Annotated in this window: 22 protein-coding genes; 18 read left to right on the top strand and 4 right to left on the bottom strand. The window is 59.9% G+C overall.

All coding sequences use genetic code 11. From position 1 onward, the window contains the following. The first annotated feature begins 31 nt into the window (after window positions 1-31). Window positions 32-2,992, top strand: a complete 2,961-nt coding sequence (locus tag J8C06_RS06875) for a serine/threonine-protein kinase (RefSeq protein ID WP_211427981.1) — start codon at window positions 32-34, stop codon at window positions 2,990-2,992. Here the strand turns inward: J8C06_RS06875 and selB are convergent. Continuing rightward, a complete protein-coding gene (gene selB, locus J8C06_RS06870) occupies window positions 2,982-4,868 on the bottom strand; it encodes a selenocysteine-specific translation elongation factor (protein ID WP_211427980.1) in 1,887 nt (628 codons plus the stop codon). The two genes, J8C06_RS06875 and selB, sit on opposite strands and share 11 nt — an antisense overlap. A 281-nt stretch (window positions 4,869-5,149) precedes the next feature. Here selB and J8C06_RS06865 point away from each other — a divergent pair, with 281 nt between their 5' ends. From J8C06_RS06865 to J8C06_RS06805, 13 genes are all read left to right on the top strand, one after another. Continuing rightward, window positions 5,150-6,709 carry a YifB family Mg chelatase-like AAA ATPase gene (locus tag J8C06_RS06865; protein WP_211427979.1) on the top strand — a complete coding sequence of 520 codons (1,560 nt, stop codon included), beginning with the start codon at window positions 5,150-5,152 and terminating at the stop codon, window positions 6,707-6,709. Window positions 6,710-6,754: 45 nt separating this feature from the next. Continuing rightward, window positions 6,755-7,174, top strand: coding sequence for a thioesterase family protein (locus tag J8C06_RS06860; RefSeq protein ID WP_211427978.1), 420 nt, complete (start codon window positions 6,755-6,757; stop codon window positions 7,172-7,174). Window positions 7,175-7,180: 6 nt separating this feature from the next. After that, window positions 7,181-7,954, top strand: a complete 774-nt coding sequence (locus J8C06_RS06855; RefSeq protein ID WP_211427977.1) for an enoyl-CoA hydratase/isomerase family protein — start codon at window positions 7,181-7,183, stop codon at window positions 7,952-7,954. Between the two features lie 24 nt (window positions 7,955-7,978). After that, window positions 7,979-8,245, top strand: coding sequence for an RNA-binding S4 domain-containing protein (locus tag J8C06_RS06850; protein WP_211427976.1), 267 nt, complete (start codon window positions 7,979-7,981; stop codon window positions 8,243-8,245). Next, window positions 8,235-8,492, top strand: a complete 258-nt coding sequence (locus J8C06_RS06845; protein WP_211427975.1) for a hypothetical protein — start codon at window positions 8,235-8,237, stop codon at window positions 8,490-8,492. The genes J8C06_RS06850 and J8C06_RS06845 overlap by 11 nt, the downstream gene beginning before the upstream one ends. An 82-nt stretch (window positions 8,493-8,574) precedes the next feature. Beyond that, window positions 8,575-9,561, top strand: coding sequence for a hypothetical protein (locus tag J8C06_RS06840; protein ID WP_211427974.1), 987 nt, complete (start codon window positions 8,575-8,577; stop codon window positions 9,559-9,561). Beyond that, on the top strand, window positions 9,558-10,307 hold the full coding sequence (locus J8C06_RS06835; RefSeq protein ID WP_455423685.1) for an SGNH/GDSL hydrolase family protein: 750 nt from the start codon (window positions 9,558-9,560) through the stop codon (window positions 10,305-10,307). The genes J8C06_RS06840 and J8C06_RS06835 overlap by 4 nt, the downstream gene beginning before the upstream one ends. 71 nt (window positions 10,308-10,378) lie before the next feature. Then, window positions 10,379-11,551 carry a phosphoglycerate kinase gene (locus tag J8C06_RS06830; RefSeq protein WP_211427973.1) on the top strand — a complete coding sequence of 391 codons (1,173 nt, stop codon included), beginning with the start codon at window positions 10,379-10,381 and terminating at the stop codon, window positions 11,549-11,551. Between the two features lie 26 nt (window positions 11,552-11,577). Then, window positions 11,578-12,750: a DNA replication/repair protein RecF gene (gene recF / locus J8C06_RS06825; RefSeq protein WP_211427972.1), complete on the top strand. Its 1,173-nt coding sequence runs from the start codon at window positions 11,578-11,580 to the stop codon at window positions 12,748-12,750. Then, window positions 12,729-13,190, top strand: coding sequence for a hypothetical protein (locus J8C06_RS06820; RefSeq protein ID WP_211427971.1), 462 nt, complete (start codon window positions 12,729-12,731; stop codon window positions 13,188-13,190). Before recF ends, J8C06_RS06820 begins: the two co-directional genes overlap by 22 nt. Window positions 13,191-13,193: 3 nt before the next feature. Beyond that, window positions 13,194-13,922: a sulfite exporter TauE/SafE family protein gene (locus tag J8C06_RS06815; RefSeq protein WP_211427970.1), complete on the top strand. Its 729-nt coding sequence runs from the start codon at window positions 13,194-13,196 to the stop codon at window positions 13,920-13,922. Between the two features lie 114 nt (window positions 13,923-14,036). Beyond that, on the top strand, window positions 14,037-14,861 hold the full coding sequence (locus tag J8C06_RS06810; protein ID WP_211427969.1) for a DNA-methyltransferase: 825 nt from the start codon (window positions 14,037-14,039) through the stop codon (window positions 14,859-14,861). Window positions 14,862-15,107: 246 nt separating this feature from the next. Next, window positions 15,108-17,285, top strand: a complete 2,178-nt coding sequence (locus tag J8C06_RS06805; RefSeq protein WP_455423684.1) for a prolyl oligopeptidase family serine peptidase — start codon at window positions 15,108-15,110, stop codon at window positions 17,283-17,285. Between the two features lie 71 nt (window positions 17,286-17,356). Here J8C06_RS06805 and J8C06_RS06800 read toward each other — a convergent pair whose 3' ends face one another. Next, complete coding sequence (locus tag J8C06_RS06800; protein ID WP_211427968.1) at window positions 17,357-18,328, bottom strand: lysophospholipid acyltransferase family protein; 972 nt, start codon at window positions 18,326-18,328, stop codon at window positions 17,357-17,359. 169 nt (window positions 18,329-18,497) lie between these two features. Between J8C06_RS06800 and J8C06_RS06795 the strand changes: the two genes are divergently transcribed. Both J8C06_RS06795 and J8C06_RS06790 read left to right on the top strand, forming a co-directional pair. Then, complete coding sequence (locus J8C06_RS06795; protein ID WP_211427967.1) at window positions 18,498-18,809, top strand: (2Fe-2S) ferredoxin domain-containing protein; 312 nt, start codon at window positions 18,498-18,500, stop codon at window positions 18,807-18,809. After that, window positions 18,806-19,831 (top strand): GHMP family kinase ATP-binding protein, encoded by a 1,026-nt coding sequence (locus J8C06_RS06790; RefSeq protein WP_211427966.1) that lies wholly within the window; start codon window positions 18,806-18,808, stop codon window positions 19,829-19,831. The genes J8C06_RS06795 and J8C06_RS06790 overlap by 4 nt, the downstream gene beginning before the upstream one ends. On the opposite strand, the gene tmk is transcribed toward J8C06_RS06790, so the two are convergent. Together tmk and hfq are read right to left on the bottom strand one after the other, a co-directional pair. Next, window positions 19,791-20,444, bottom strand: coding sequence for a dTMP kinase (gene tmk, locus J8C06_RS06785; RefSeq protein WP_211427965.1), 654 nt, complete (start codon window positions 20,442-20,444; stop codon window positions 19,791-19,793). The genes J8C06_RS06790 and tmk overlap by 41 nt on opposite strands. Window positions 20,445-20,470: 26 nt before the next feature. After that, complete coding sequence (hfq, locus tag J8C06_RS06780; protein ID WP_211427964.1) at window positions 20,471-20,791, bottom strand: RNA chaperone Hfq; 321 nt, start codon at window positions 20,789-20,791, stop codon at window positions 20,471-20,473. 209 nt (window positions 20,792-21,000) lie between these two features. Between hfq and mazG the strand changes: the two genes are divergently transcribed. Together mazG and dprA are read left to right on the top strand one after the other, a co-directional pair. Continuing rightward, the gene (mazG, locus tag J8C06_RS06775; RefSeq protein WP_211427963.1) at window positions 21,001-21,861 is read left to right on the top strand and encodes a nucleoside triphosphate pyrophosphohydrolase; all 861 of its coding nucleotides are present in this window, start codon (window positions 21,001-21,003) and stop codon (window positions 21,859-21,861) included. Then, complete coding sequence (gene dprA / locus J8C06_RS06770; RefSeq protein ID WP_211427962.1) at window positions 21,851-22,972, top strand: DNA-processing protein DprA; 1,122 nt, start codon at window positions 21,851-21,853, stop codon at window positions 22,970-22,972. The genes mazG and dprA overlap by 11 nt, the downstream gene beginning before the upstream one ends. Window positions 22,973-22,986: the final 14 nt, after the last annotated feature.

Raw genomic sequence — 22,986 nt, 5'->3', positions numbered from 1 at the left:
GCGCGGACTATCATGAGGCAACGCTGGCACGATGCAGTTACGTTCCACCCGCCATCCCTTCACGCTGGTTGCCAGCACGATGGCTGTGCTCGCCTTGTTCTACACGGCGTTTGCCGTGATTTCGCTGTGGCGTTATGGCGGCTCGGAAAAGGTTTTTGGCTGGACGGTCCGGCTTGAAGCCGACCACTACTGCTTGGTCGCTGAAGATGATGTCCTCCGGCCGGTAGATGGTTGGCGGGTGATGGCCATCAACGGGGACTCCCGGTTGTCGAGTATTGCCCGCGACCGGATCTTGTGGCTGCACCTGCGGGACATTGCGCCAGACCAGCCTTACACGTTACGCCTGGCGCAGGGCGAAGCGAGTCGGGAACTGACGTTGAGTGCGCGCCAACGCTGGGAATGGAGCAAGTTGTGGCAGTCCCTTTCCTACGGACTGGTGAGCCTGTCGTTTGCTGGATTGGCACTCTTTCTTGGGTTTTTGCGGCCGGCAGATCGGCTAGCCCGCCTGGCGGCGCTGGCGGCATTTGCCACTGCCGGGATTCCGTACTTCCGCATGCTCGAGCCCATCGCCCCGCTGTTTTCACCGTTCGGATTGGCGATCTTTTACACGGTGGCGACGCCCTATCCGGTGTTTCTGGCGCTAGGCGTGCACTTCTACGCGCTGTTTCCTTCACGGATGGGGTTGGCTACGGTGTGGCGTCCGGCCATTGTCCTTGGCTACGCCGCCGGAGCCGTGCTGGGACTTGGGTATCGGTGGTTGGATTGGGCGACGCTGCACGGCAAAGAGCAAGCCCTGCGGCTGTTTGCTCAGGCCGAGACGGTCTTCCGGGCACTCGATGAGTTGACTCTGATCTACCTGCTGGCTGGTTTCGTGGTTCTGGTCGTCGTCGTCACTGGCAATTACCGGCGGTTGACCGAGCCGGGCGACCGCCGACGAATCATCTGGGCGGTTTATGGCACCTTGGTTGGTGTCGTTCCCTTTGCCGTTTTGGTGGCGGTTGAGGTGGCCTTTGGCGCCTACCGCAAGGCACTGGCGGCCAATCCAGCGTATCAGTTGTTGACCGTCGCCTCAGAGCTGGCACCAATTGCCATGCCGGTCGCGTTGGGCTACACCATTATCCGTCACCAGCTCTTTGATGTGCGGGTCATCGTTCGGCGCGGTGTGCAGTATGCCCTTGCCAAACAAGCGCTGACGTTTTTTGTGCTGGCCCCCCTTGGGTGGCTGGGGCTGATGGCCTTTCTCAATGCCGACTTGACCATCCGTGAGCTTTTCCTCGAAAACCCGCTTTCGATTGTGCTCGGTCTGTGTGGGGCGCTCGGCCTGCGCTTTCGCGTGTCACTGCAACAGTGGATTGACCGGCGCTTCTTCCGTGAGCAGTACGACCGTGAGCGCCTGTTGGTCGGGTTGCTCGAGCAGCTCCAGGAGCAACTTTCACTCGATGACCTAACCGACCTCGTGGCAAGGGAAGTTGCGGCGGCGCTGCGTCCAAAAACCTTTCGTCTGAGCTTTCTCTCGTCCACCGTCGGGCAGGTCACCTTGGCCGAAACCCAGAAGCCCAGTCGCTACCTGACGCTGCCGGAACAGTCCCCGCTGGCGGCCTACATGCAGTTGGCCAGTGGGGCGCAGGATGTCCCCCTGCCGCCCGAAGTGCAACTCAGCCCCTTCGAGCTGGCGCTCCTCGAACAGTCCCAGACGGCGTTGATTGTTCCGGTAAAAAACGCCGACGGACGGTTGGTGGGCCTAATGTTGCTCGGCGAGAAGCAATCTGAAGAGCCTTATTCCATGCTTGACCGTCAAACGCTGCAAGCCATCGGCGCGCAAGTTGGCGTCATTCATGATAACGCGCGTCTCAAGGCGCATGTTGACCGCGTTGAGCGGATGCGCCGTGAGGTCTTGGCGCGTTTGGATGAGCAGGAAATCAATCTTGTCAAAGAGTGCCCCGTGTGCGGCCGGTGCTATGACGCCAGCGTCAACCTGTGCGTGGATGACCGGGCGGAGCTTACCTTATCGCTCCCCATCGAACGGGTTATCGAAGGCAAGTACCGGCTTGAACGCCTTCTGGGCAAAGGCGGTATGGGCGCGGTGTACTTGGCTCATGACCTACGGCTTGAGCGTTCGGTTGCGGTCAAGGTGATCCTAGGGCATCTGTTTGGCGATACAACCGCGCTGCGGCGCTTTGAACGTGAGGCGCGGGTCGCTGCCGCGCTGCGCCACCCCAACCTTGTGGCCGTGTTTGACTTTGGACGAACCGGGGCCGATGGGGCCTACTTGGTCATGGAGGTCGTTCAGGGACGGTCGCTACGGGCGGAGTTGCGTCAGCAAGGTGGGCTGGATGGATACACCGCTGCCGACTGGTTTGACCAAGTCTTCGAGGGGGTCAAGGCGGCGCATGCCGCTGGCATCGTCCACCGGGACCTGAAGCCTGAAAATGTTGTTGTATGCCGAGCCGACGCGCGCCAAACCGTCATCAAAATTCTCGACTTTGGATTGGCTAAAGCCGGCACAGGCGATGGGCAGAGCATTACACGTCCTGGCATGGTCCTGGGAACGGTTGGGTACATGGCCCCAGAACAAGCACTGGGGCGCGAAACCGATGCCCGCAGCGACATTTTCTCCCTGGCGGTGATGCTGGTTGAGGCCCTGACGGGGAGCCTGCCGTTTTCACGCCAAAACTTCAACACCTATGTCCTTGCCGTCACGAACCAAGCGAATCAGTTGGCGCTTGGGACAAGCCCAGAAGCTAAACACCTGGAGCGCGTACTGACCCGCGCGCTCTCCCGTGAGCCGGATACTCGCTATGCCACCGTCGCGGACTTTCAAACCGAAGTTATCCCGGCATTACGCGCCTATGGGGCTGCCCATGACATCATCAGGCTCAGACCCAAGCCACCGGCTCAGGATGATCTGCCCACCGCCGTGCCAGTTTCTGAGGCCAATGTCTCGACCCAGTCGCCGACCCAGGTTGAACCTACGCCAAACATCAAATCATGACGCGGGTGTTTCCGTAGCGCCGTGTAACGTTGGTTTGATCAAGCCACTCGAGAAGTGGAATCGCAAACTTTCGGGGCAGGTCGCACAATGTCTTGAACGCGCCGACATCGAGCGTCGCGCCGGATGGATATGCCGCGCGCAGCCGCGCAACCAATGCTTCCGCAGCTTCGACATGCAGAAAAAAGTCGGTAATTTGATACAGCTTGCGCTCGGCTAACAGCAACCGCACCAGGGTTTGCGCTTGCGGAGGCGAGATATTGAGTGCGCGACAAAGTCCAGCCAGCGTTGGCGGTTGCCAACCGGCTTGACGGCAGAGGTCCTCCACCCGGTGTTTCAACGCAGCTTCCGTGTTGGAAAGCTCAACGCGGTGCTCCGCCAATCGCATGACGCGCGCATCCGCGACGATGCGGCCCTGGTTGATGAGTTGGCTGATGGCGTGTTGGAAAACTTCCGTCGGGAAGGTCGCTGCCACGCGCTGGCGAATGTCCTCACGGGGGAAGTTGGACTGAAAAGGTTGCTCCCGGTGAGCCGCTTCAAGCGCAAGGAAAACCTCCTGACCGAAGTTGGTGAGGGCGGATTGGTCAACCAGTCGCTTGCTTGCCACGAAGTATGTCAACCCGGTGGCGCGTTGCGCAAAGGTTTCGAGTTCGGCGTCGCTCTCGCCCGTCAGTTGGGCAAGCTCGCGCAAGGTCAGTCCTCGTGCCCCGGCCCGGCTGATGAACGCCATCCGCCGTGACTCCGGTCCCTCAGCTAGTTGGCTGAGGAAGTTGGCTACACTTCGTAAGCGGCCGCGCCGCCTGGGCGGCCGCCCGTCGAGCACCACCCCGCCGCCGAGTGTGCCCGCCGGTGAATAGCGCCGGATGATGAACCGGTCGCCGGGGAGCGCCAGCACCGGCGCTTCGAGCCGAAGTTGCCCGAAACCGGTTTCTCCCGGCGCAAGTTCGCGTGCGCCATCAAGCAGAGTCACACGCGCCATCAGTTCACTCGTGCCATGGTGAAAACGAATCCGGGCTTCATCGGCGAGTGGCTGTGGGGCGGCGGCGAGAACTTCGAGTTGGACGTCCAGCAGCGACGTTGGTTGGAAGCGCCCGGCCGGGGTGACGACACTGCCACGCCGGACATCTTCGACGCTGATGGGCGACAGGTTGAGCGCGGCTCGTTCACCGGCCTGGACAGACGACCGGGTTTCACCGTGAACTTCAATTCCGCGAATTCGCGCCGCCAATCCCCTAGGTTCGATGCTGACTTCATCGCCCACGCTGAAGGTTCCAGCAATCAACGTGCCGGTGACGACCGTCCCGAAGCCCCGCGCGCTGAACACGCGGTCAACCGGCAGGCGGGGTGGGCGCGCGGCATCCCGGGGGCGGACTTGTCGGGCTTCCCGTTCAAGCTCCACCAGCAACTTGCTCAGGCCCGCGCCGGTTTTGGCGCTGACCGGGAGCCGTGGTTTGCCTGCCAGGAAGGTGCGTTGCGTAAGCTGGTTCACGTCTTCGCGGACGAGCGCGAGCCAATCTTCCGTTACGAGATCGGATTTCGTAAGCGCCACGACCCCATGTGACAGACCGAGCAGGTGACAAATTGCCAGGTGCTCAGTGGTCTGTGGCATCACCCCCTCGTCGGCGGCGATGACAAACAGCACTAGGTCAATCCCTTGCGCGCCGGCGAGCATGGTTTTGATGAACCGTTCGTGGCCGGGAACATCCACGAAAGCAAACCGACGCCCGGCGTACGGCAAGTCGGCAAAGCCTAAGTCAATGGTCATGCCACGCTGTTGTTCTTCAGGGAGCCGGTCTGGGTTGGTTCCGGTGAGCGCTTGAATCAGCGCAGTTTTGCCGTGGTCAATGTGGCCGGCCGTGCCGATAACGACGCTTTCCATTGGATATGCTCAAAAACCACTGGAGCCACCAGTTTGATTGCCTTGGCTGGGCAGGCACAACCGGTCAGCCCCCCCAGAGCCGTCGGGTTGGCCACCATGCCTCGTCATGTTCTTCCATTTGTTCAGCGTTCAGAAAACTGAAAACCGATAGCTGATGATTCAACCAAACTCGTGGTCGGCCGCGCAACCAAGGCTTTATTTTTTTAGGTTTCAGCTTGCGCGCTTGGCCTGAAAACACGTAGGTTCAGTCGCCGATAACCCAGCTCATCTGTTGTGATGTCATGGCGCTTTTCAAGACGTTTGGCGCGGCTGTCTTTGGCATTGACGCGCATCTTGTACAAGTGGAAGTTCACCTGACGCCGCACGGTGGTGAAAGTCAACCCATTGTCACCATGGTTGGCTTGCCGGACGCGGCGGTTCGGGAAAGCCGTGAGCGCATCCGGGCCGCCATCACCAACTGTGGTTATCTGTTTCCTAACCAACGGGTCACGGTCAACCTCGCCCCGGCCGACTTGCGCAAGGAAGGCTCCGGTTTTGATTTACCGATTGCGGTCGGCGTCTTGGGTGCAATGGGCGACATCCGCAACCGACATGTCCCCGATACCCTCTTTGTCGGTGAGCTTTCACTGGATGGACAGGTGCGCCCGGTCAAAGGCGCGCTCTCGATGGCGCTCAAAGCGCGCGAAAGCGGCCAGGCGCGGATGATTCTCCCGCGTGATAATGCCCCGGAGGCTGCTGTCGTCAGTGGCGTGGCAACGTACCCGGTTGACTCACTCGCCGATGTCATTGCTTTGCTGGAACGTGACACCCTGCCGGCCCCCTTCACGGTAGATACAAACGCCTTGCTGGCAACGCCCACGGATGGCAGTGCCGACTTTCGGGACATTCGCGGGCAACTCCACGTTCGACGGGCCATCGAGGTCGCTTGCGCTGGCGGACACAACATCTTGATGATTGGACCGCCCGGCTCAGGCAAAACCATGCTCGCTCGGCGGATTCCGACCGTCCTGCCGCCGCTGACCTTCGAGGAAGCACTGGATGTCACACGCATTCACAGTGTCGCCGGATTGACGCAGGGCCAGGGCATGGTGTGCGAGCGTCCCTTTCGCAACCCACACGTCACGGTTTCCGACGCCGGCCTCATCGGCGGGGGGGCGACCCCGCGTCCGGGCGAAGTCAGCCTGTCGCACCACGGCGTGCTCTTCCTCGATGAACTCCCAGAGTTTGACCGCAACGCGCTGGAAGTGCTCCGCCAGCCACTCGAAGACGGCAAAGTGACGATTTCACGCGCGGCCATGTCGCTGACGTTTCCGGCGCGGTTTATGTTGGCGGCAGCAATGAACCCTTGTCCCTGTGGCTTTTTCAACGATCCAACGCGCGAATGCAAATGTACGCCGGTTCAAATCCAACGCTACGTTGCCAAAATTTCCGGCCCGCTGCTTGACCGGATTGACATCCATGTGAATGTCCCGGCCGTCCGGTTTCAGGAGCTGGTCAGTGACGTGCCGGGCGAAGACTCGGCGACGATTCGGGCGCGCGTCATACGCGCCAGAGAAATCCAGCTTGGACGCTTCAAAGCCCGCGACAATGCCAAGCCGACTGTATTCTGCAATGCCCACATGCCGCCCCGCGCACTTCGCCGCTACTGTCAGTTGGACGCCGCCGGCTCGCGCATGTTGGAAACCGCCATAGCCCGGCTGGGTCTGTCGGCGCGCGCTTATGACCGCATCCTGAAAGTCAGTCGGACCATAGCTGACCTTGAGGGCGCAACTGGCATTGCTGCCCATCATGTGGCTGAGGCCATTCAGTACCGCAGCCTTGACCGGAGCTATTGGCAGTGAGCCGCGCGCCGATGGCCCTGGCGCGCGCTGAGGAGTCAGTGCTTTATGCTTTCTATCGGACAAACCGAACATGTCACCTACACCGTGACAAAGGAAGATACCGCGCACGGCTTATCGTTTGCCTGGAAAGATGAGCGATACCGTGACGCCTACCTTGATGTCTTCGCTACGATTCGGATGATTGCGCTCATGGAGCTAGCCTGCGGACGACTGCTTGAAAGCGTGCAACAACCAGGCGAGCTTTCCGTTGGCGTGGAGGTGAATGTGACGCACTTGGCGCCGACCCCGGTCGGCGCGACCGTTACCGCAACCGCAACTTACCTTGGCTTTGATGGTAAGCTACATCGCTTTCGGGTCGAAGCCTTTGATCCGGCTGGTAAAATCGGGGCAGGCGACCATGCCCGCGCCATTGTCCAGGTGGAACGCCTCCTGGCCGGGGCGCAGAAACGCTTGATGACACGGTAAACCACTATGTCGCTCATACAGTTTAGCATCGAGCAACGGACTGCCTTTCTCACGCTGGCTTCACCACCACTCAACATTTTGACGCTCCCCATGATGCGTGAAATCAACCAGTGCCTGGATGATTTGGGAAGGCAGCCATCCAACGGTTTTCAGGCGATTGTCATCGCCGCTGCCCCGGAGTGTACGGCTTTTTCAACTGGTATTTCCGTCGAGGACCACCAGCCATCCACCGCCTATCAGACACTTCAGGAGTTTCATGCCATCTACCGAAACCTGCGCGTGCTCGGCAAGCCGGTGGTGGGGGTCGTCCGGGGGCAGGCCTTTGGCATGGGCTGCGAACTGGTCGCCTACTGCGACTTGGTCATCGCCGTGACAACGGCGACCTTTGGGCAACCCGAAATCCGCCTGGGGCTTTACCCGCCAACGGCCAGCGTCCTGCTGCCACGCATCATTGGCTGGCGACGGGCTACCCGCATGGTGCTGTTGTCAGAGGTGCTTGACGCCGCGGAAGCGCAGCGGGCAGGACTGGTGGACTATGTCGTGCCCCAGGACCAGTTGCCTGCCAAGACTGAAGAATTGCTCGCCATCTTGCACGGCTGGAGCGCGCCCGTGTTGGAATCTGCCCGGCGGGCGCTGCACACCGCCTATTTCCACGACATTGATGCCGCCATGCAGGCGATTGAAGATCAGTATCTCAACCAGTTGATGAGCTATGCCGACGTCCAGGAAGGACTGCGCGCCTTCCGTGAAAAGCGAAAGCCAGTCTGGCAACACCACTGACGCAGATGTCTTAGCCAAGCTCCCATGCGATTAGACCTGTTTCTCAAAGTCAGCCGCCTGGTGCCACGCCGAACCGTGGCGCAGAATCTATGCGATGTCGGGGCCGTCCTGGTCAACGACCTGCCGGCCAAAAGCTCGCGTTCCATCAAAGCCGGCGACTGCCTGACCCTTCGTTTAGGCAAGCGGCAAATTGTCGTTCGGGTGGTGAACGTGCCGGAGACGAAATGCGTCAAAACGCCGACGGCGCTCTATGAACGGATTTCTGAAGCGCCAATCGAACATGTCTTTTAGTCCACAGCATCGCCAACTGATGGTTGAGGCCCAGGCGCATCTGCGCGAAGCCGAGCAGCTTCTACAAGCCATACTCGCTGAGCAATCTGGCTGGGAAGTTTTTGAGGTTGCTTGCGATGCCCTCAATGTGGCCGCCGTCAAGCTGCGTTTCATCCAGATTGAGGCGTCGGCACGGGACGAGATGGCAGGCGAGGTAGAGGCAGAAACCGAAGCCAAGGCTGAGGACGACACCCTGTCGCCGGATTGAACGCTTCGGAGGCAAGAACCTGTAAAATGACAAAAATCCGTAATCGGACCTTCGGCATCACGCTCGTGGACTTCTTTTCTGGTTGCCTTTCACCATCGAGCTGGAAAAGGCCCTTTCGCTACGCCATTTGGTGCTCGCTGTCGTCATCGTCCGCAAGTTGCCGGTCAATGTTCCGTCAGGACTTCCTGACCTTGTGATCTCAATGATGTTCCAAACGCTGCTCCCCGACAGCCTGCGCCGGGCGACGGCCAATCTGAAGTGGGCATTTCTTCTCACCGGCGTCAACTTGGGCCTGACCCTGCTGGCGCTCCTGCCGGTCGTCCTGTGGCTAGACACGGTCAACGGACGTTCGCTCTTTGGCGAACGCCTCCTCAAGCCCACCCTCGACATCGAGTGGCTAGTGGTTGCGCTGCGGATCGGAAAAAGCGCCTTTCCCATCCGCCTGGCCGTAGCTTCCGGCTTGGTCTGGTTGGTTGGCGCGCTCGTCGCTACGCTGCTTGCCGGCGGGATCATCGCTTCGTTTGTCCCCCAGGAAGTACCCCGTGCCTTCTGGGCAGATTGCCGCCGCTATTTCCTCCCGTTGCTCGTTGCGGGAATGGCAACGCTTGCGCTTCAAGCCCTGGCGGGGCTGGTGCTGGCCGTCGGCGGAACCTGGCTCTATGCCAGTGTCACCGAGGGTCAAACAACGCCCTGGCGGAGCGACCTGATGCAATGGCTTTGGCTTGGCAGTGGACTTCTGATCTTCTGGTCGATCCGGCTGGTGATGGACTACGTCAGGCTGGCCTTGGTCGTCCACGGTCCGCGCCGGTCCTGGTCAGGGCAAATCAAGGCCGGATTGGGCCTCCTGGTCCGCTATCCGGTCGCGGCGATTGGGTTCTATGCTCTGACGACCGGGCTGTGGCTGGTGGTCGTCGGCGGGCTGACTTGGCTGGCAAGCTCGGTTGCGCCGCTGACCTGGACGACAACGGCCTTCCTGTGCTTGCTTGGTCAACTGCTGGTGTGCCTGCGCTACTGGGTCAACTTGGTCTTTATCGCCGGCGGCTGCCGCCTGTTGGAAACCATGCCATGACCGGCCGGGGAGTGAGGCGGCCGGCGCTGGGTTCCCAACCGTGGCGGCTGTGGATTGGCGCGTGCCTGTGCCTCGTCCTGCTGGTTGGCTGTCGTTCCGTCCCGACCGCGCACCCCCTATCCGCCGGGGATATGACATCAAAGGATGCGTCTGCCATGCGTTATTTGGCCCTGGGGGATTCCTACACGATTGGCGAAGGCGTTGCCGATTCGGAACGCTTTCCCGAACAGCTTTGCGCTGCGCTGCGGCGGCAGGGGCGCACCGTGGCTCCGCCGCAAGTCATTGCGCGCACCGGGTGGACAACCGATGAACTCACCGCCGCCATAGCTGCCGACCGTCCATCCGGGACGTTTGATCTGGTGACATTGCTCATCGGCGTCAACGATCAGTACCGGCGACGGACGCCAGAAGAGTACCGTCCGCAGTTTCGCGCGGTGCTTGCTCAAGCCGTTGAATTTGCGGGCGGCCGGGCAGCGCGCGTGATCGTCATCTCGATTCCAGATTGGTGCGTGACGCCCTTTGCCGCCGCGCAACACCGCCAGGATGAAGGTTCGAGCATTGACCAGTTCAACGCCGTCAACCGCGAAGAAGCCCTGGCCGTTGGAGCGCATTATGTGGAGGTCACCTCGATTTCCCGGCGCGCGGCCCAGGATCGGTCTTGGCTGGCGGCGGATGGGTTGCACCCATCGGGCCGGATGTACGCCGCGTGGGTTGAAGCCCTGCTGCCGGTTGTGTTGGGAACGTAGCTTCGTCGGCGCGATTCGCCTATACATGCGCGCAGCACTAACTTTGATGCCCCCAGGAGCTTGAGCCAACCATGCGCACCATTCGAGACCTTGACCTGCGCGGTCGCCGCGTCTTCATTCGCGTAGATTTCAACGTTCCCATCAAGGACGGCCACGTGACAGATGCCACGCGGATTCACGCTGCCGTCCCGACGATTCAACTGGCGCGCGAACAGGGCGCAAAGATCATTCTGGCCTCACACCTCGGCCGCCCCAAAGGCGCGCCCGAAGCCAAGTACAGCTTGCGTCCGGTCGTGAGCGTGCTGGAGGGGCAGCTTGGCACGACCGTTCGCTTTGCGCCGGATTGCGTTGGGCCGGAAGTCGAAGCCCACGTGGCGGAACTTCAGCCCGGCGACGTGCTGCTGCTCGAAAATCTCCGTTTCCACACCGGTGAGGAGAAAAACGACGAAGCGTTTTCACGGCAGTTGGCAGCCCTGGCCGATGTTTATGTCAACGATGCGTTTGGCGCGGCACACCGCGCCCATGCCTCGACGGCCGGCATGGCCGCGCTGGTTGTGGAGCGTGGCGTCGGACTATTGATGGAGCGCGAGCTTGACTACCTTGGCAAGGCGCTCCACGCGCCGGAGCACCCTTACGTGGCGATTCTGGGCGGGGCCAAGGTTTCCGACAAAATCGAGGTCATTGACAAGATGCTGGAGGTGGCGGACGCCGTTCTGATCGGCGGCGCCATGGCCTACACGTTTTTGAAGGCGCGCGGCGTCGAAGTTGGTCGCTCGCTGGTCGAGGACGATAAGCTGGATATGGCGCGGGCCCTGGAGGCGAAAGCCCAGGCGCGCAACGTTCGGCTTTGCTTGCCGACCGACCACGTTGTGGGGGATTTGGCGCGGCCGGAACTTGAACCGCAAACGGTCGCCGTGACGGCAACGCCACCCGATCTGGCCGGGTACGACATAGGGCCGGAAACCGTCGCGGCCTACCGGTCTGAAATCGCCGCGGCGCGCTTGATCGTTTGGAATGGGCCGATGGGAATTTTTGAGCAGCCCCGCTATGCCGAAGGCACCAACGCGATTGCCACCGCCGTGGCGGCGGCCGACGCCGTGAGCATCGTGGGCGGCGGGGATAGCGTTGCGGCCATCAATGCGGCCGGACTCGGCGACCGGATTACGCACGTTTCGACCGGCGGCGGCGCAAGCCTGGAGTTTCTCTCTGGCGTGGAACTGCCCGGCGTGGCGGCGCTGAAGTAGCTACACCCCGGAGCGCGCGCATCAGCATGGAAATTGTATCGGTCACGGTAGATGGCTTTCGCAACCTTGCCGGAACATTGCAGCCACGCCCCGGCCTCAATGTGCTTTGGGGCAATAACGGACAGGGTAAGACCAACTGGCTGGAAGTCATGTATTTGTTGGCCACGACAAAATCCTTTCGGACGCACCAGCCACAAGACTTCATCGCCTTTGGTGCGTCCGCCGCGCACCTCCGCGCGGAAGTCCGGCGGCGGTCCATTCCGGTGACCCTTGACCTCCACCTCGAAGCCGGGCGCAAGACGCTGCTGGTCAACGGCAAACGAGTGTCACTTGGCGACTACCTGGGCCAACTCGTGGTCTTTGCCTACGGGCGTGAAGCGCTCGATGTGGTGTGTGGCGAACCCGGCGAGCGGCGACGTTTTCTTGACCGGGGCGTGCTGAGTCTCAAACCGGCGTATCTCCAGGCGCTGTCCGATTACAATCGGGTCCTCAAGCAGAAAAACGCCCTGTTGCGGGCCGTTGCGGAGCAAGCCGACCGACGGACTTGGCTGGCGTCGCTGGAAGCCTGGGATACGCAGCTTGTCACGCTCGGCGCCGAGCTGCACATCGAACGCGCCCGGTACGCCGAATGCCTCGATGCGCGCCTCACCCGACAACTGTTCGGTGCGGAGCAGATCACCATTCGGTATCGTTCGTCGGTGGCGGATGGTCTGCCGGCCACGGCCGAGGCTTTCCAATCGGCAATGCTGGAACAACTGGCGCGGCGCCGGCCGGCCGAACTGGCGGCCGGGCATGCGTTGGTCGGTCCGCACCGGGACGACCTGGCGATTCTAATGGACGGCCGGGATGTCGCGCGGTTCGGCAGCGCCGGTCAGCAGCGAAGTGCCTTGCTTGCGCTCACGCTGGGGCAACTGGCGCTCTACCGCGAACGCTGCGCAGAACCCCCCGTGTTCCTGCTGGACGACCTCGACGCCGAACTCGATGCAGGGCGGATTGCTACCCTGCTTGACTACTTGCAGGACAAGGCCCAAACCTTCGTCACCACGACCAAACCGGGTTTGGTGAACGGCCCGGCCCACCGGCAGCAACTGCATGCCGGGCGTTTTGTGTATCCCGCCAAGGATGCCGAGGATGGCCAGATGTTCGACACGCCCTTGCTCGAAACGGAGTCACCACCATGCGATCTTTCGCACCACTAATGGCTGTCCTGGCTGGATGGCTTACGCTTTCAACCTGTGTTCTCCTGCCAGAGGTGACGGCGAATCCACAGACGATTGTCACGGCCGCGCAGGTCAACGGCACCTGGCGGCGGAAAGACGGCAGCGCGCTCAAGGTGTTGGCGCTCGGCCGGCAGCGCCTGCGCGTGGCCTTTGACGGCGTGTATGCATACCGTCTCCCGGACGGCACGCCAACGGCCAATATCGGAACGGGCGATGGCATCGCTTTCATCGAGGGTGATACGGCAACGTTCAACCCGATGGGTGACGACGACCCGGAGTGCCAGATCACGCTGCGCTTTACCGGCGGGCGGTTGGTCGTGACGCAGGATGGCGTTTGCGGGTTCGGCCATAACGTGACGGCTGCCGGCCTTTATCGTCGCATCAGCGCCACCAAACCCAAGTTTGACCCACTGCCCTAGGTCATGCCGCTCGACGTTCTTCTGTGGGTGACGGCTGGCGTCCTGGTGGTTGCCGCACTCTATGCCTCAGTCGGCCATGCCGGGGCGTCTGGTTACATTGCCATCCTGACCTTGGCCGGACTTGGCCCGGCCGTCATCAAACCGTTGGCCCTGATGCTCAATGTCCTTGTAGCGGTTCTGGCGACGTGGCACTTCGCCCCCTATTTCGAGTGGCGACGCTTCTGGCCGTTTGCCTTGTCGGCCCTGCCGTCGGCGTTCGTCGGCGGGTATCTGACAGCGCCGCCGGAAGTGTTCAGATGGCTGGTCGGCGGTGTGTTGTGGTTTTCAGCCGCGCGTTTATGGTTGCCAAAGCCGGCGGAAGGAGCGGTTCGGCTTCCACCACTAACGGCCGCGCTACTTGGCGGCGCGGTCATTGGGTTGCTGTCGGGTCTTACGGGAACCGGTGGTGGAATCTTCCTGACCCCGCTGTTGCTGTTCGCCCGGTGGGCAGAGGCAAAGGTAGCTTCTGCTGTTTCGGCCGCCTTCATTCTGGGGAACTCACTGGCCGGATTGCTAGGGTATGTGGCCAGCGCCGGACCGCTGCCGGTCTTTGCGTGGCCACTGTTTGTCGCGGCGCTGGTCGGTGGGTGGGTAGGGTCCTATGTTGGGAGTCGGCATTTTTCCCCACGCGCCATCGCGTATGCGCTATCCCTCGTCCTCGTGGTCGCCGGCGGCAAGTTGCTGTTTGGGTGACGGTGTGGCAAAACGTGCCACTAGCGCCTACACAGACGGCCGAGCCATGCGCACTGTCTCCAGCCTAGCCTCCCTTGCTTCTAGCTATCGGAAAACAAGGAAGTCACAAGTAATATGGAAGTCCGAACGGAACTGCACTTGGGTGATTGTCGAGAAAAGCTCTGGTTGCTGCCTGATGATTCAGTAGATTTGATTTTTACTTCGCCACCGTATGCTGACCAGCGCAAGGCGACTTATGGCGGTATCCATCCAGATGATTATGTTGACTGGTTTTTACCTATATCAGAAAACTTGCTTCGAATCCTTAAGCCGTCGGGAACATTTATTCTCAATATCAAGGAAAAGGTCGTCAACGGTGAGCGAAGTACTTATGTTTTAGAACTTATTCTGAACATGCGTAAACAAGGATGGCTATGGACTGAGGAATTTATCTGGCACAAAAAAAATTGCTATCCAGGTAAATGGCCTAATCGCTTCCGCGATGCATGGGAGCGACTATTGCAATTTAATAAAAATCATAAATTCAATATGTATCAAGAATCAGTCATGGTTCCAATGGGCGAGTGGAAAAACACGCGCCTAAGAAATTTATCAGAAACTGACAAGATTCGTGATAATTCCCGCGTCGGTAGTGGATTTGGAAAGAATATATCTAATTGGATGAGTAGGGAAATAGCTTATCCAACCAATGTTATTCATTTGGCGACAGAATGCAGTAACAAGCGTCATAGCGCTGCTTTTCCTGAAAGCTTACCTGAATGGTTCATTAAGCTATTTACCAAAGAACTAGATACAGTACTTGATCCTTTTATGGGTTCGGGGACGACGCTGATTGTGGCCAACCGTCTGAGACGAAATGCGATTGGAATAGAAATCATGCCTCACTACTTTGAAATCGTTCAAAAGCACATAAAACCACTTGAAGTTTATTTGCTATGAATCCATTAAACTTTGATGATGTAAAATAGAAAAGTTTTGCGAATGTGATGGAGCTATAAACTGGGAGAAATTGGTCCAGTTCAATTCTTCTGAGCAGGTGCGATCCATTCGTCAGTAGCCATAATCGTCAACTTTGCTAGACTGCCAGCACCTGCGCGCCAGGCGGACGGCGAAAGCTTCTCTATCGAATGCTGACCGTCGGCTCGTGCCGGGCTGGCAGGATTTCACTTCATGAGGACTGACCCGATGCCTAAACAATCAGCGTGGAAGCACGGATTGACGGTCAGCGCGGTGGCGTTGATCCTGTCCGCTCCGCTGCCACTTTCTGCGCAGAGTTTCTCCAACAGCATGAAAGCTTCCAAGTCACCACTGACCTACCCACCATCGAAGAAAGTCGAACAGGTGGATGACTATCACGGTGTCAACGTCGCCGATCCGTACCGCTGGCTTGAAGACGCCGACTCGCCCGACACCAAAGCCTGGATTGAGGCGCAAAACAAGGTCACGTTCGGTTTTCTGGAAGGCATTCCTGAACGGGCGCGCATCCGGGAACGACTCACGCAGTTGTGGAACTATGAAAAGTTTGGCGTTCCCTTTCAGGAAGGCGGCAAGTACTTCTTCACGCGCAACGATGGTCTGCAAAATCAAAGCGTGCTCTATGTCGGAAACAACCCGGATGGCTCAGCGGCCCGTGTGCTGCTCGATCCCAACCGGCTGTCGTCCGACGGCACGGTGGCGCTGACCGGGTACGCCGTCAGCGACGATGGCAAGTGGCTCGCGTACGGCCTGGCGACCGCCGGTTCTGACTGGAATGAATGGCGAGTCCGCAATGTGGAAACCGCCGAGGATTTGCCCGATCGCATCCAGTGGGTCAAGTTTTCCGGCGCTTCCTGGACCAAAGATTCAAAGGGCTTTTTCTACAGTCGCTACGATGAGCCAAAAGAAGGCAACCTGCTGCAATCCACAAACTACTACCAGAAGCTTTACTACCATCGCATCGGGACGCCGCAGTCCGAAGACCAACTCGTTTATGAGCGCAAGGATCACAAGGAATGGGGTTTCGGCGGCTACGTCACCGATGACGGGCGGTATCTCGGGATTGCCGTCACCATGGGCACCAGCCCTAAAAACCTCATTTTCTATAAGGATTTGACGAATCCAGAAGCCCAGGTCGTCGAACTCATCCCCGACTTTATCGCGGATTTTACGCCGGTTGGGAATGACGGGACGATGTTTTATTTCCGTACCGATTGGGAAGCTCCGCGGGGGCGTCTGATTGCCATTGACATTACCCGCCCTGAGCCGGCGAACTGGCGTGAAATTATTCCGCAGACAGACAACAAGCTGGAAGGCGTTCGCTTTGTTGGCGGGCAGTTCATCGGGTTGTATCTGGCTGACGCCAAAACCCAAGTCAGGGTTTTTGACCGCGATGGAAAGCCAGTTCGTGAGGTTGAACTGCCGGGCATTGGTACGGCGGCCGGATTTGGGGGCAAGCCGGACGCGACGGAAACCTTCTATGCCTTTACGAGCTTTGCCCAGCCGACGAGCATCTACCGCTACGATCTGGCGACCGGAAAAAGCACCCTAGTCAAGCAGCCCAAGGTTGCCTTCGACCCCGATGACTATGAAGCCCGGCAAGTGTTTTACAAAAGCAAGGATGGAACGCGCGTCCCAATGTTCATCGCCCACCGCAGGGGACTCAAGCGGGACGGAAAACGTCCGACCCTGCTGTATGGCTATGGTGGGTTCAACATTTCACTCACGCCAGCTTTTTCGCCAGCGCGCATTGCCTGGCTTGAAATGGGCGGCGTGCTGGCCATTCCAAACCTGCGCGGCGGTGGCGAGTATGGCGAAGCTTGGCATCAGGCCGGGACGAAACTCAACAAGCAGAATGTCTTTGATGATTTCATCGCGGCTGCCGAGTGGTTGATCAGGGAAAAGTACACGTCCCCGGCCAAGCTGGCCATTCAGGGTGGTAGCAACGGCGGCTTACTGGTCGGCGCCTGCATGACGCAGCGCCCGGAGCTGTTTGGCGCGGCGCTGCCGGCCGTCGGCGTCATGGACATGCTGCGCTTCAACAAGTTCACCATTGGCTGGGCATGGGAATCGGATTACGGTTCGCCGCAAAATCCAGAGGAGTTCAAAGCCCTGTATGCCTACTCGCCACTGCATAACCTCAAGCCAGGGACGCGCTATCCGGCAACGCTCGTGACCACTGCCGACCATGACGACCGTGTCGTCCCGGCGCACAGTTTCAAGTTCGCGGCCGCGCTCCAGGCAGCCCACAAGGGCGATGCGCCGGTGCTGATTCGAATTGAAACCAAAGCCGGCCACGGCGCGGGCAAGCCGACTGCCAAGCTAATTGAAGAAGCGGCCGACATCTGGGCGTTTCTCGTCAAGACGCTCCAGATCACTGTCAAGTAGCCGTTTGGCGGGCTGTGGGTGCCAGGCGGTGACAACGGTTGGGTGAGGCTGGCGGGGCAGCCCCGCGAGCTTCACCCCTGCGTCATTTCGGGTTTGGCTTCCGAAACTTCACTGCTTTCGGGTTCGGTGTCCTCGGTGGCTTCCGTAGCATCTGGTTGCCGATCCAGAGGAAGTGGGCGTCCGTCACCGAGCGACCGGATGGACTCTATCACCCGGTTGGAAATGGCACGGTACAGAGCGTATTGGGCGCGTTCTTCCTGCGGGAGCGGCTGGTCAATCAAATCCGTCAGGTCGAGTGGTTTGCCAATGATGATGCGAACGGTGCGGAAAAAACTCGGGATGAGCTTGCCGACGCCGAGCACTTCATCCGTGCCAATGAGCCGTACCGGGATGACCGTTGGGCGAGCGTCATAGATGAGCTTGCCGACGCCCGCCCGCCCGCGTCCGATCTCGCCGGTGCGGGAGCGGGTTCCTTCGGGGAAGACAATCACGATGTTTTGCCGGAGCATGTCAACCCACTGGTCAACCTGTTCGAGTCCGGCCCCGCGTCGGTCCACCGGAAAGGTACGCAGATTCTTGAAAAAATACTCTCCCAAGGCGCGCAGCACGCGATCCTTTAAGCGCCGCGAGGATGGATCGCCAAAAAAGTTTTTGCGATCCGCCAAGTTGATGGGGATGTACTCCGGACGAAACAGCATGCGGGGAATGTATAGCCCAACGCCCAGGGCGAAGTTGTCGAGGATGGACGAGTGATTGGGGCAGTAGAGAACGTTCTCATGGGAGTCCGGAATGTTTTCAAGTCCCTCGACCTTCATCCGGTTGAGCAGACGAAAGAGGAGAAAGCTGCCGACCGTGGCGATGCCAAGCGCAATGCCGACACTGGCGCTTGCCTTGAGTAAGGAAGTGTGTTTCTCCGGTGGCTTGATGTCTTCCTGGGACTGCGATGTTGGCGGCGCAAGCTTCGGGTCTTGTCCATTGTTGCTGCCGGGCGGAGTTTGTGGCGTCACCCGCATCGGCGAGTCAGGGAGGCGATGTTTCGACATGGCGGTTTTATCAACAAGTGAAGATAGCGACCCCAAACGGCGCTGGCGCTACTTTATACGCGCCGTCCAATCCAAAACAACCGGGCGAGCGATGCAAGCGCGGCTTCCCAAGCTCTGGACTTTCCGCCAAGATGCGCCAACCCAATGTTGAATCAAAGGAACTTGCGCTATGAGCATTTACGAAAAGCACGTGTTTGTCTGCGTTTCAGGCAAGACGTGCCCTACCCAAGGCAGTGAAGCCGTCTGGCAAGCGCTCCGTGATGAGGTCAAAGCCTGTGGAAAACTCGATGCAATCCGGGTCAACAAGTCTGGTTGTCTGGCGCAGTGCGGCCATGGACCGATGGTCGTCGTTTATCCCGAACAAGTTTGGTATGGCCGTGTCACGGTCGAGGATGCGCCGAAGATTGTTCACGACCACCTGCTAGGCGACGCGCCGGTGGAACGGCTGCGCTATGTCAAGGCGAAGTCCACGGTGTCATGAGCCAAAACGTTGCCAAGACAATTATCGCAACGGCGCCAACGCGGATTGATTTGGCCGGTGGAACACTCGATCTGCCGCCGCTGCATCTGTTTCATCCCGGCGCCGTGACCGTCAATGTTGCCCTCGACTTGCCCGCAACCTGTGAAATCAGGCCGCGCGCCGACACAACGGTTATCCTTGAGTCGCTCGATATTGGGCGACGCGAGGTCTATGCCTCGCGGGCTGACGTACGCTTTGACACACCGCTGCAACTCCTGGCGCGAATGGTGGCTTTCTTCGCGCCAACTCACGGGGTAGAAGTCGTCACGGCTTGCGCGGCCCCGCCAGGTTCGGGGCTGGGTGGCTCATCGGCGTTGGTCATTGCGCTCGCCGGGGCGCTCAACCATCTGACGGCGGCCGGTTACGGACCGGAGCAACTGTTGGCGCTGGCACCGGCCGTTGAAACCCAGGTCATTCGCGTTCCGGCCGGCGTGCAGGATTACTACCCGGCCGTCTATGGCGGCATCAGCGCCATTCATTTAGAAGTTGGGGGTGTTCGTCACGAGTCGTTGGTCTCGGATTGGCTCCCCTGGCTCGATGCGCGCGTGGTTGTGTGTCACACGGGACAAGCCCACTTTTCCGGCACGAATAACTGGGAGGTTTTCAAACGCCACATTGACGGCGACACGGCGACGCAGGCGGCACTGGCCCGCATCCGCGATTTGGCCCAAGCCATGCACGCGGCCGTGCTCGACCGTGACCTTCCACGGGTGGCGGAGTGTCTCCGGCAAGAGTGGGAGCATCGGCGTCAACTGGCGGAAGGAGTTTCCACGCCGATGATTGAGCGCCTGATGGATGTGGCGCGGGGAGCCGGGGCGTTGGCCGGGAAGGTCTGTGGCGCGGGCGGCGGCGGGTGTGTCGTGTTTGTGGTGGCCGACGGCCAGAAAGCCAACGTAAGCGCCGCTCTGTCGGCGGCCGGTGGACAAGTCCTCGATGCTCGTCTCACGACACGGGGGCTATCTGTGACTGAGGTGGCGGACTGAGCTGTGGCAACAGCCGCTGCCAAGCGGCAGCGTGAATGACATCCGGGGATTGCAGGGCGTCAAGTACGCAAATGCGGGCCGTGTGCATCCGCGCCAGGGCCATGAAGCCCTGGCGCACGCGGGCGTAAAAGTCCCCTCCTTCAAGCTCAAAGCGGTTGCTTGCCGCCCCACGGTGGGCAAGGCGCGAAGCCATGGCTTCGATGGGAAGGTCAAGCAGAAACGTGATATGTGGTTCGAGTCCCTGGGTTGCCAACCGGATGCCATCCTCGATCAAGCCCAAGTCGAGTTGGCGACCATAACCTTGGTAAGCGCGGGTGGAATCAGCAAAACGGTCGCAAAGCACCATCGCTCCAGCCGCCAGCGCCGGGCGGATCACCGTATCAACGTGCTGGGCGCGGTCGGCGGCAAAGAGTAAGACTTCGGCGCGGGCCGTCGGTGGCGCATCCTGAACGCCGAGGAGCAGTTGCCGTACGCGCTCGCCGAGCGGCGTCCCACCTGGCTCGCGCGTCTGAACGACTGCCCATCCCTGCTGCCGCAGTCGCTCCGCAAGCCGGATGGCCTGGGTCGTCTTTCCACAACCATCAACCCCCTCGAAGCTAATGAATAGTCCCATTGGCGTAGCTTGCTTGGGTTTCGCTGTCAGGGGCTTGTGGTGTCCGCGTCGTCTGCTTTGCCGCCGGCCGGATTCTCCGGCGGGGTGGCTGGCGACGGGCCGCGCCCTGGACCGCTTCGTAGGACTGAAATCGTCGAAATGGCATGCTTGAAGATGAGCTGCTCCTGATTGCCAGCTTCCAGGACGACGGAGTACTTGTCGAAGCCACGAATGCGGCCGGTGAGCTTAACCCCGCTCACCAGATAAATAGCCACCATCGCGCGCTCACGACGCACTTGGTTGAGGAAGGTGTCCTGAAGGTTTTGTGACGACGCCCCAGATGGAGGCGTTGGTGATTTGGCATCCATAGTCTTATTTTTGAAGTCCTTGCCAAGCTTCCCAAGGCTTGCCGATGATGCGGGCAGGTTGAGACAAAAAATAGAAGTCGTGTTTCAACCTACCACTGCTTTTCCAAAATTTCCAACCTAGGCGCGCTTCCGGCTTGACCTGCTGGAGCGTGAAAGTCAATGTTTGCTAGAAGTTCACAGATGAGCACGAAATAATCAGGAGCAGTTTCATGGCACAATCTGCGTCACATGCCGGGCGAGATGAACGTTTTCAGGCATTGGTCGAGGTCATGGCGCGACTCCGCGCGCCCGCTGGCTGCCCCTGGGACCGGCAGCAAACGCACCAGACGCTCAAGCCATACCTGATCGAGGAAGCTTACGAAGTGCTCCACGCGATTGATGAAGGCGATGATGTGGAACTGCGCAAGGAACTTGGCGATGTCTTGCTTCAGGTGGTTTTTCATGCCCAGATTGCGGCTGAGGAAAACCGCTTCGATGTCTATGACGTGATTGACGCCTTGCGCGAGAAGCTCATCCGCCGTCATCCGCATGTGTTTGGCGATGCGCGCGCGCAGGACGCCCGCGAAGTGACGCGCAACTGGGAAGCCATCAAAGCGCAGGAGAAAGCGGCTGCCGGGAAGGCTGAATCAGCGGCTTCCGTACTCGATGGCGTTGCGTCTGCCATGCCGGCCCTGATCGAAGCCCGCCAACTGACGGAACGTGCAGCCTACTATGACTTTGACTGGCCCAACGCCCAGGCCGTGCTCGATAAACTGACCGAAGAAACCCAGGAACTCCGCGCGGCATTGGCGCTGCCCGCGCCCGACCAGCGCCAAGTTGCTGAAGAAGTCGGTGATTTGCTCTTTGTTTTGGTCAATCTGGCGCGCAAGCTCGGCCTTGACCCGGAAGCTACGCTCAAAGTCGCCAATCAAAAGTTTCGGCGGCGCTTTGCCGCTGTCGAACAAACCCTGGCGGCCCAGGGTAAAACCCTCACCGAGAGCAACCCGGTGGAAATGAATGCCATCTGGGACGCCATCAAGCATAGGACGCCGCCCACTGCGGCATCTGCCGTGGATACCCATGCCAGATGATCTCCGAGACTGGTTTAAGCTGTGGCTTACGCCTGGCGTCGGACCGGTCACCGGACGCAAACTGCTGGAACACTTTAAAACCCCAGCCGCTGTCTTGCGGGCGTCGCGGGCCGAACTTCGTGACCTTGGTGTGGCGGATGATACGGTCACTGCGATGGTAAACGATGCTGCGGCTGCCGATGCCGATCGGCAAGTGGCGGCGCTGAAACGGTCTGGTGGAGAAGTCCTGACGCTTGCGGACGCCGATTACCCGGCGCTGCTCCGTGAACTCCACAACGCTCCACTGGTTTTGTTTGTGAAAGGGGCATGGAGAGCGGTCCTGGCGCAACCCTGTATCGCCGTGGTTGGCTCGCGGGCGTGCTCAACCTACGGACGGAACGCGGCCGCCAAGCTGGCGCGGGATTTGGCCGCCAACGGCGTGACGGTGGTTTCCGGTTTGGCGCGTGGGATTGACGCTGCCGCGCACGAAGCTGCCCTTGAAGCCCATGGGTGCACCGTCGCCGTGTTGGGCACGGGGCTGGATGATATTTACCCCAGGGAAAATGCCAAACTTGCCGAGCGCATCACGGAGACTGGGGCGCTCGTGACTGAATTCCCCTTTGAAAAACCGCCAATGCCCAAGAACTTCCCCTATCGCAATCGCCTGATCGCCGGACTTTGTCTGGGTGTGGTGGTGGTGGAGGCCGCGGAGCATTCCGGCTCGCTCATCACGGCGCGGCTGGCGCTTGAGCAGGGACGGGAAGTGTTTGCCGTGCCGGGGAATATCACGTCAGGAAAGTCGGTTGGAACGAATCGCCTCATTCAAGACGGCGCCAAGCTCGTCATGGATTGGCAGGATGTCATTTCAGAGTTTTCGTACGACATACGCCAGCGTCTCCGAAAAGGACAACTGCCACCCAAGCTTGCAGAACCTCCCTTGCCGTTTGACTTGGGCCCGGATGAACGCACGGTTCTGGCGCTCATTGGCTACGATCAGCCCATCTACGTGGACGGGCTGATCATGCAAAGTGGGCTTGGGCAGCCACGCACCCTGGCCGCTCTCCTCAACTTGACGCTCTGTGGCGCGCTGCGTGAGCTGCCCGGCAAGTGCTATGTGCGGGTTTTATCCTGATCCCGAAGCGGGTC

It is taken from the genome of Chloracidobacterium validum (genome assembly GCF_018304825.1).
Classification (GTDB): Bacteria; Acidobacteriota; Blastocatellia; order Chloracidobacteriales; family Chloracidobacteriaceae; genus Chloracidobacterium; species Chloracidobacterium validum.
The sequence above is the reverse complement of the archived record's forward strand: the minus strand, read 5'-3'. Positions and strand labels throughout refer to the sequence as shown.

What these genes read in the sequence shown, in the direction of transcription:
- J8C06_RS06875 (WP_211427981.1), top strand. Translation starts at nt 32, where the DNA reads ATGCAGTTACGTTCCACCCGCCATCCCTTCACGCTGGTTGCCAGCACG.
- selB (WP_211427980.1), bottom strand. Translation starts at nt 4,868, where the DNA reads ATGGAAAGCGTCGTTATCGGCACGGCCGGCCACATTGACCACGGCAAA.
- J8C06_RS06865 (WP_211427979.1), top strand. Translation starts at nt 5,150, where the DNA reads ATGGCGCTTTTCAAGACGTTTGGCGCGGCTGTCTTTGGCATTGACGCG.
- J8C06_RS06860 (WP_211427978.1), top strand. Translation starts at nt 6,755, where the DNA reads ATGCTTTCTATCGGACAAACCGAACATGTCACCTACACCGTGACAAAG.
- J8C06_RS06855 (WP_211427977.1), top strand. Translation starts at nt 7,181, where the DNA reads ATGTCGCTCATACAGTTTAGCATCGAGCAACGGACTGCCTTTCTCACG.
- J8C06_RS06850 (WP_211427976.1), top strand. Translation starts at nt 7,979, where the DNA reads ATGCGATTAGACCTGTTTCTCAAAGTCAGCCGCCTGGTGCCACGCCGA.
- J8C06_RS06845 (WP_211427975.1), top strand. Translation starts at nt 8,235, where the DNA reads ATGTCTTTTAGTCCACAGCATCGCCAACTGATGGTTGAGGCCCAGGCG.
- J8C06_RS06835 (WP_455423685.1), top strand. Translation starts at nt 9,558, where the DNA reads ATGACCGGCCGGGGAGTGAGGCGGCCGGCGCTGGGTTCCCAACCGTGG.
- J8C06_RS06830 (WP_211427973.1), top strand. Translation starts at nt 10,379, where the DNA reads ATGCGCACCATTCGAGACCTTGACCTGCGCGGTCGCCGCGTCTTCATT.
- recF (WP_211427972.1), top strand. Translation starts at nt 11,578, where the DNA reads ATGGAAATTGTATCGGTCACGGTAGATGGCTTTCGCAACCTTGCCGGA.
- J8C06_RS06820 (WP_211427971.1), top strand. Translation starts at nt 12,729, where the DNA reads ATGCGATCTTTCGCACCACTAATGGCTGTCCTGGCTGGATGGCTTACG.
- J8C06_RS06815 (WP_211427970.1), top strand. Translation starts at nt 13,194, where the DNA reads ATGCCGCTCGACGTTCTTCTGTGGGTGACGGCTGGCGTCCTGGTGGTT.
- J8C06_RS06810 (WP_211427969.1), top strand. Translation starts at nt 14,037, where the DNA reads ATGGAAGTCCGAACGGAACTGCACTTGGGTGATTGTCGAGAAAAGCTC.
- J8C06_RS06805 (WP_455423684.1), top strand. Translation starts at nt 15,108, where the DNA reads ATGCCTAAACAATCAGCGTGGAAGCACGGATTGACGGTCAGCGCGGTG.
- J8C06_RS06800 (WP_211427968.1), bottom strand. Translation starts at nt 18,328, where the DNA reads ATGTCGAAACATCGCCTCCCTGACTCGCCGATGCGGGTGACGCCACAA.
- J8C06_RS06795 (WP_211427967.1), top strand. Translation starts at nt 18,498, where the DNA reads ATGAGCATTTACGAAAAGCACGTGTTTGTCTGCGTTTCAGGCAAGACG.
- J8C06_RS06790 (WP_211427966.1), top strand. Translation starts at nt 18,806, where the DNA reads ATGAGCCAAAACGTTGCCAAGACAATTATCGCAACGGCGCCAACGCGG.
- tmk (WP_211427965.1), bottom strand. Translation starts at nt 20,444, where the DNA reads ATGGGACTATTCATTAGCTTCGAGGGGGTTGATGGTTGTGGAAAGACG.
- hfq (WP_211427964.1), bottom strand. Translation starts at nt 20,791, where the DNA reads ATGGATGCCAAATCACCAACGCCTCCATCTGGGGCGTCGTCACAAAAC.
- mazG (WP_211427963.1), top strand. Translation starts at nt 21,001, where the DNA reads ATGGCACAATCTGCGTCACATGCCGGGCGAGATGAACGTTTTCAGGCA.
- dprA (WP_211427962.1), top strand. Translation starts at nt 21,851, where the DNA reads ATGCCAGATGATCTCCGAGACTGGTTTAAGCTGTGGCTTACGCCTGGC.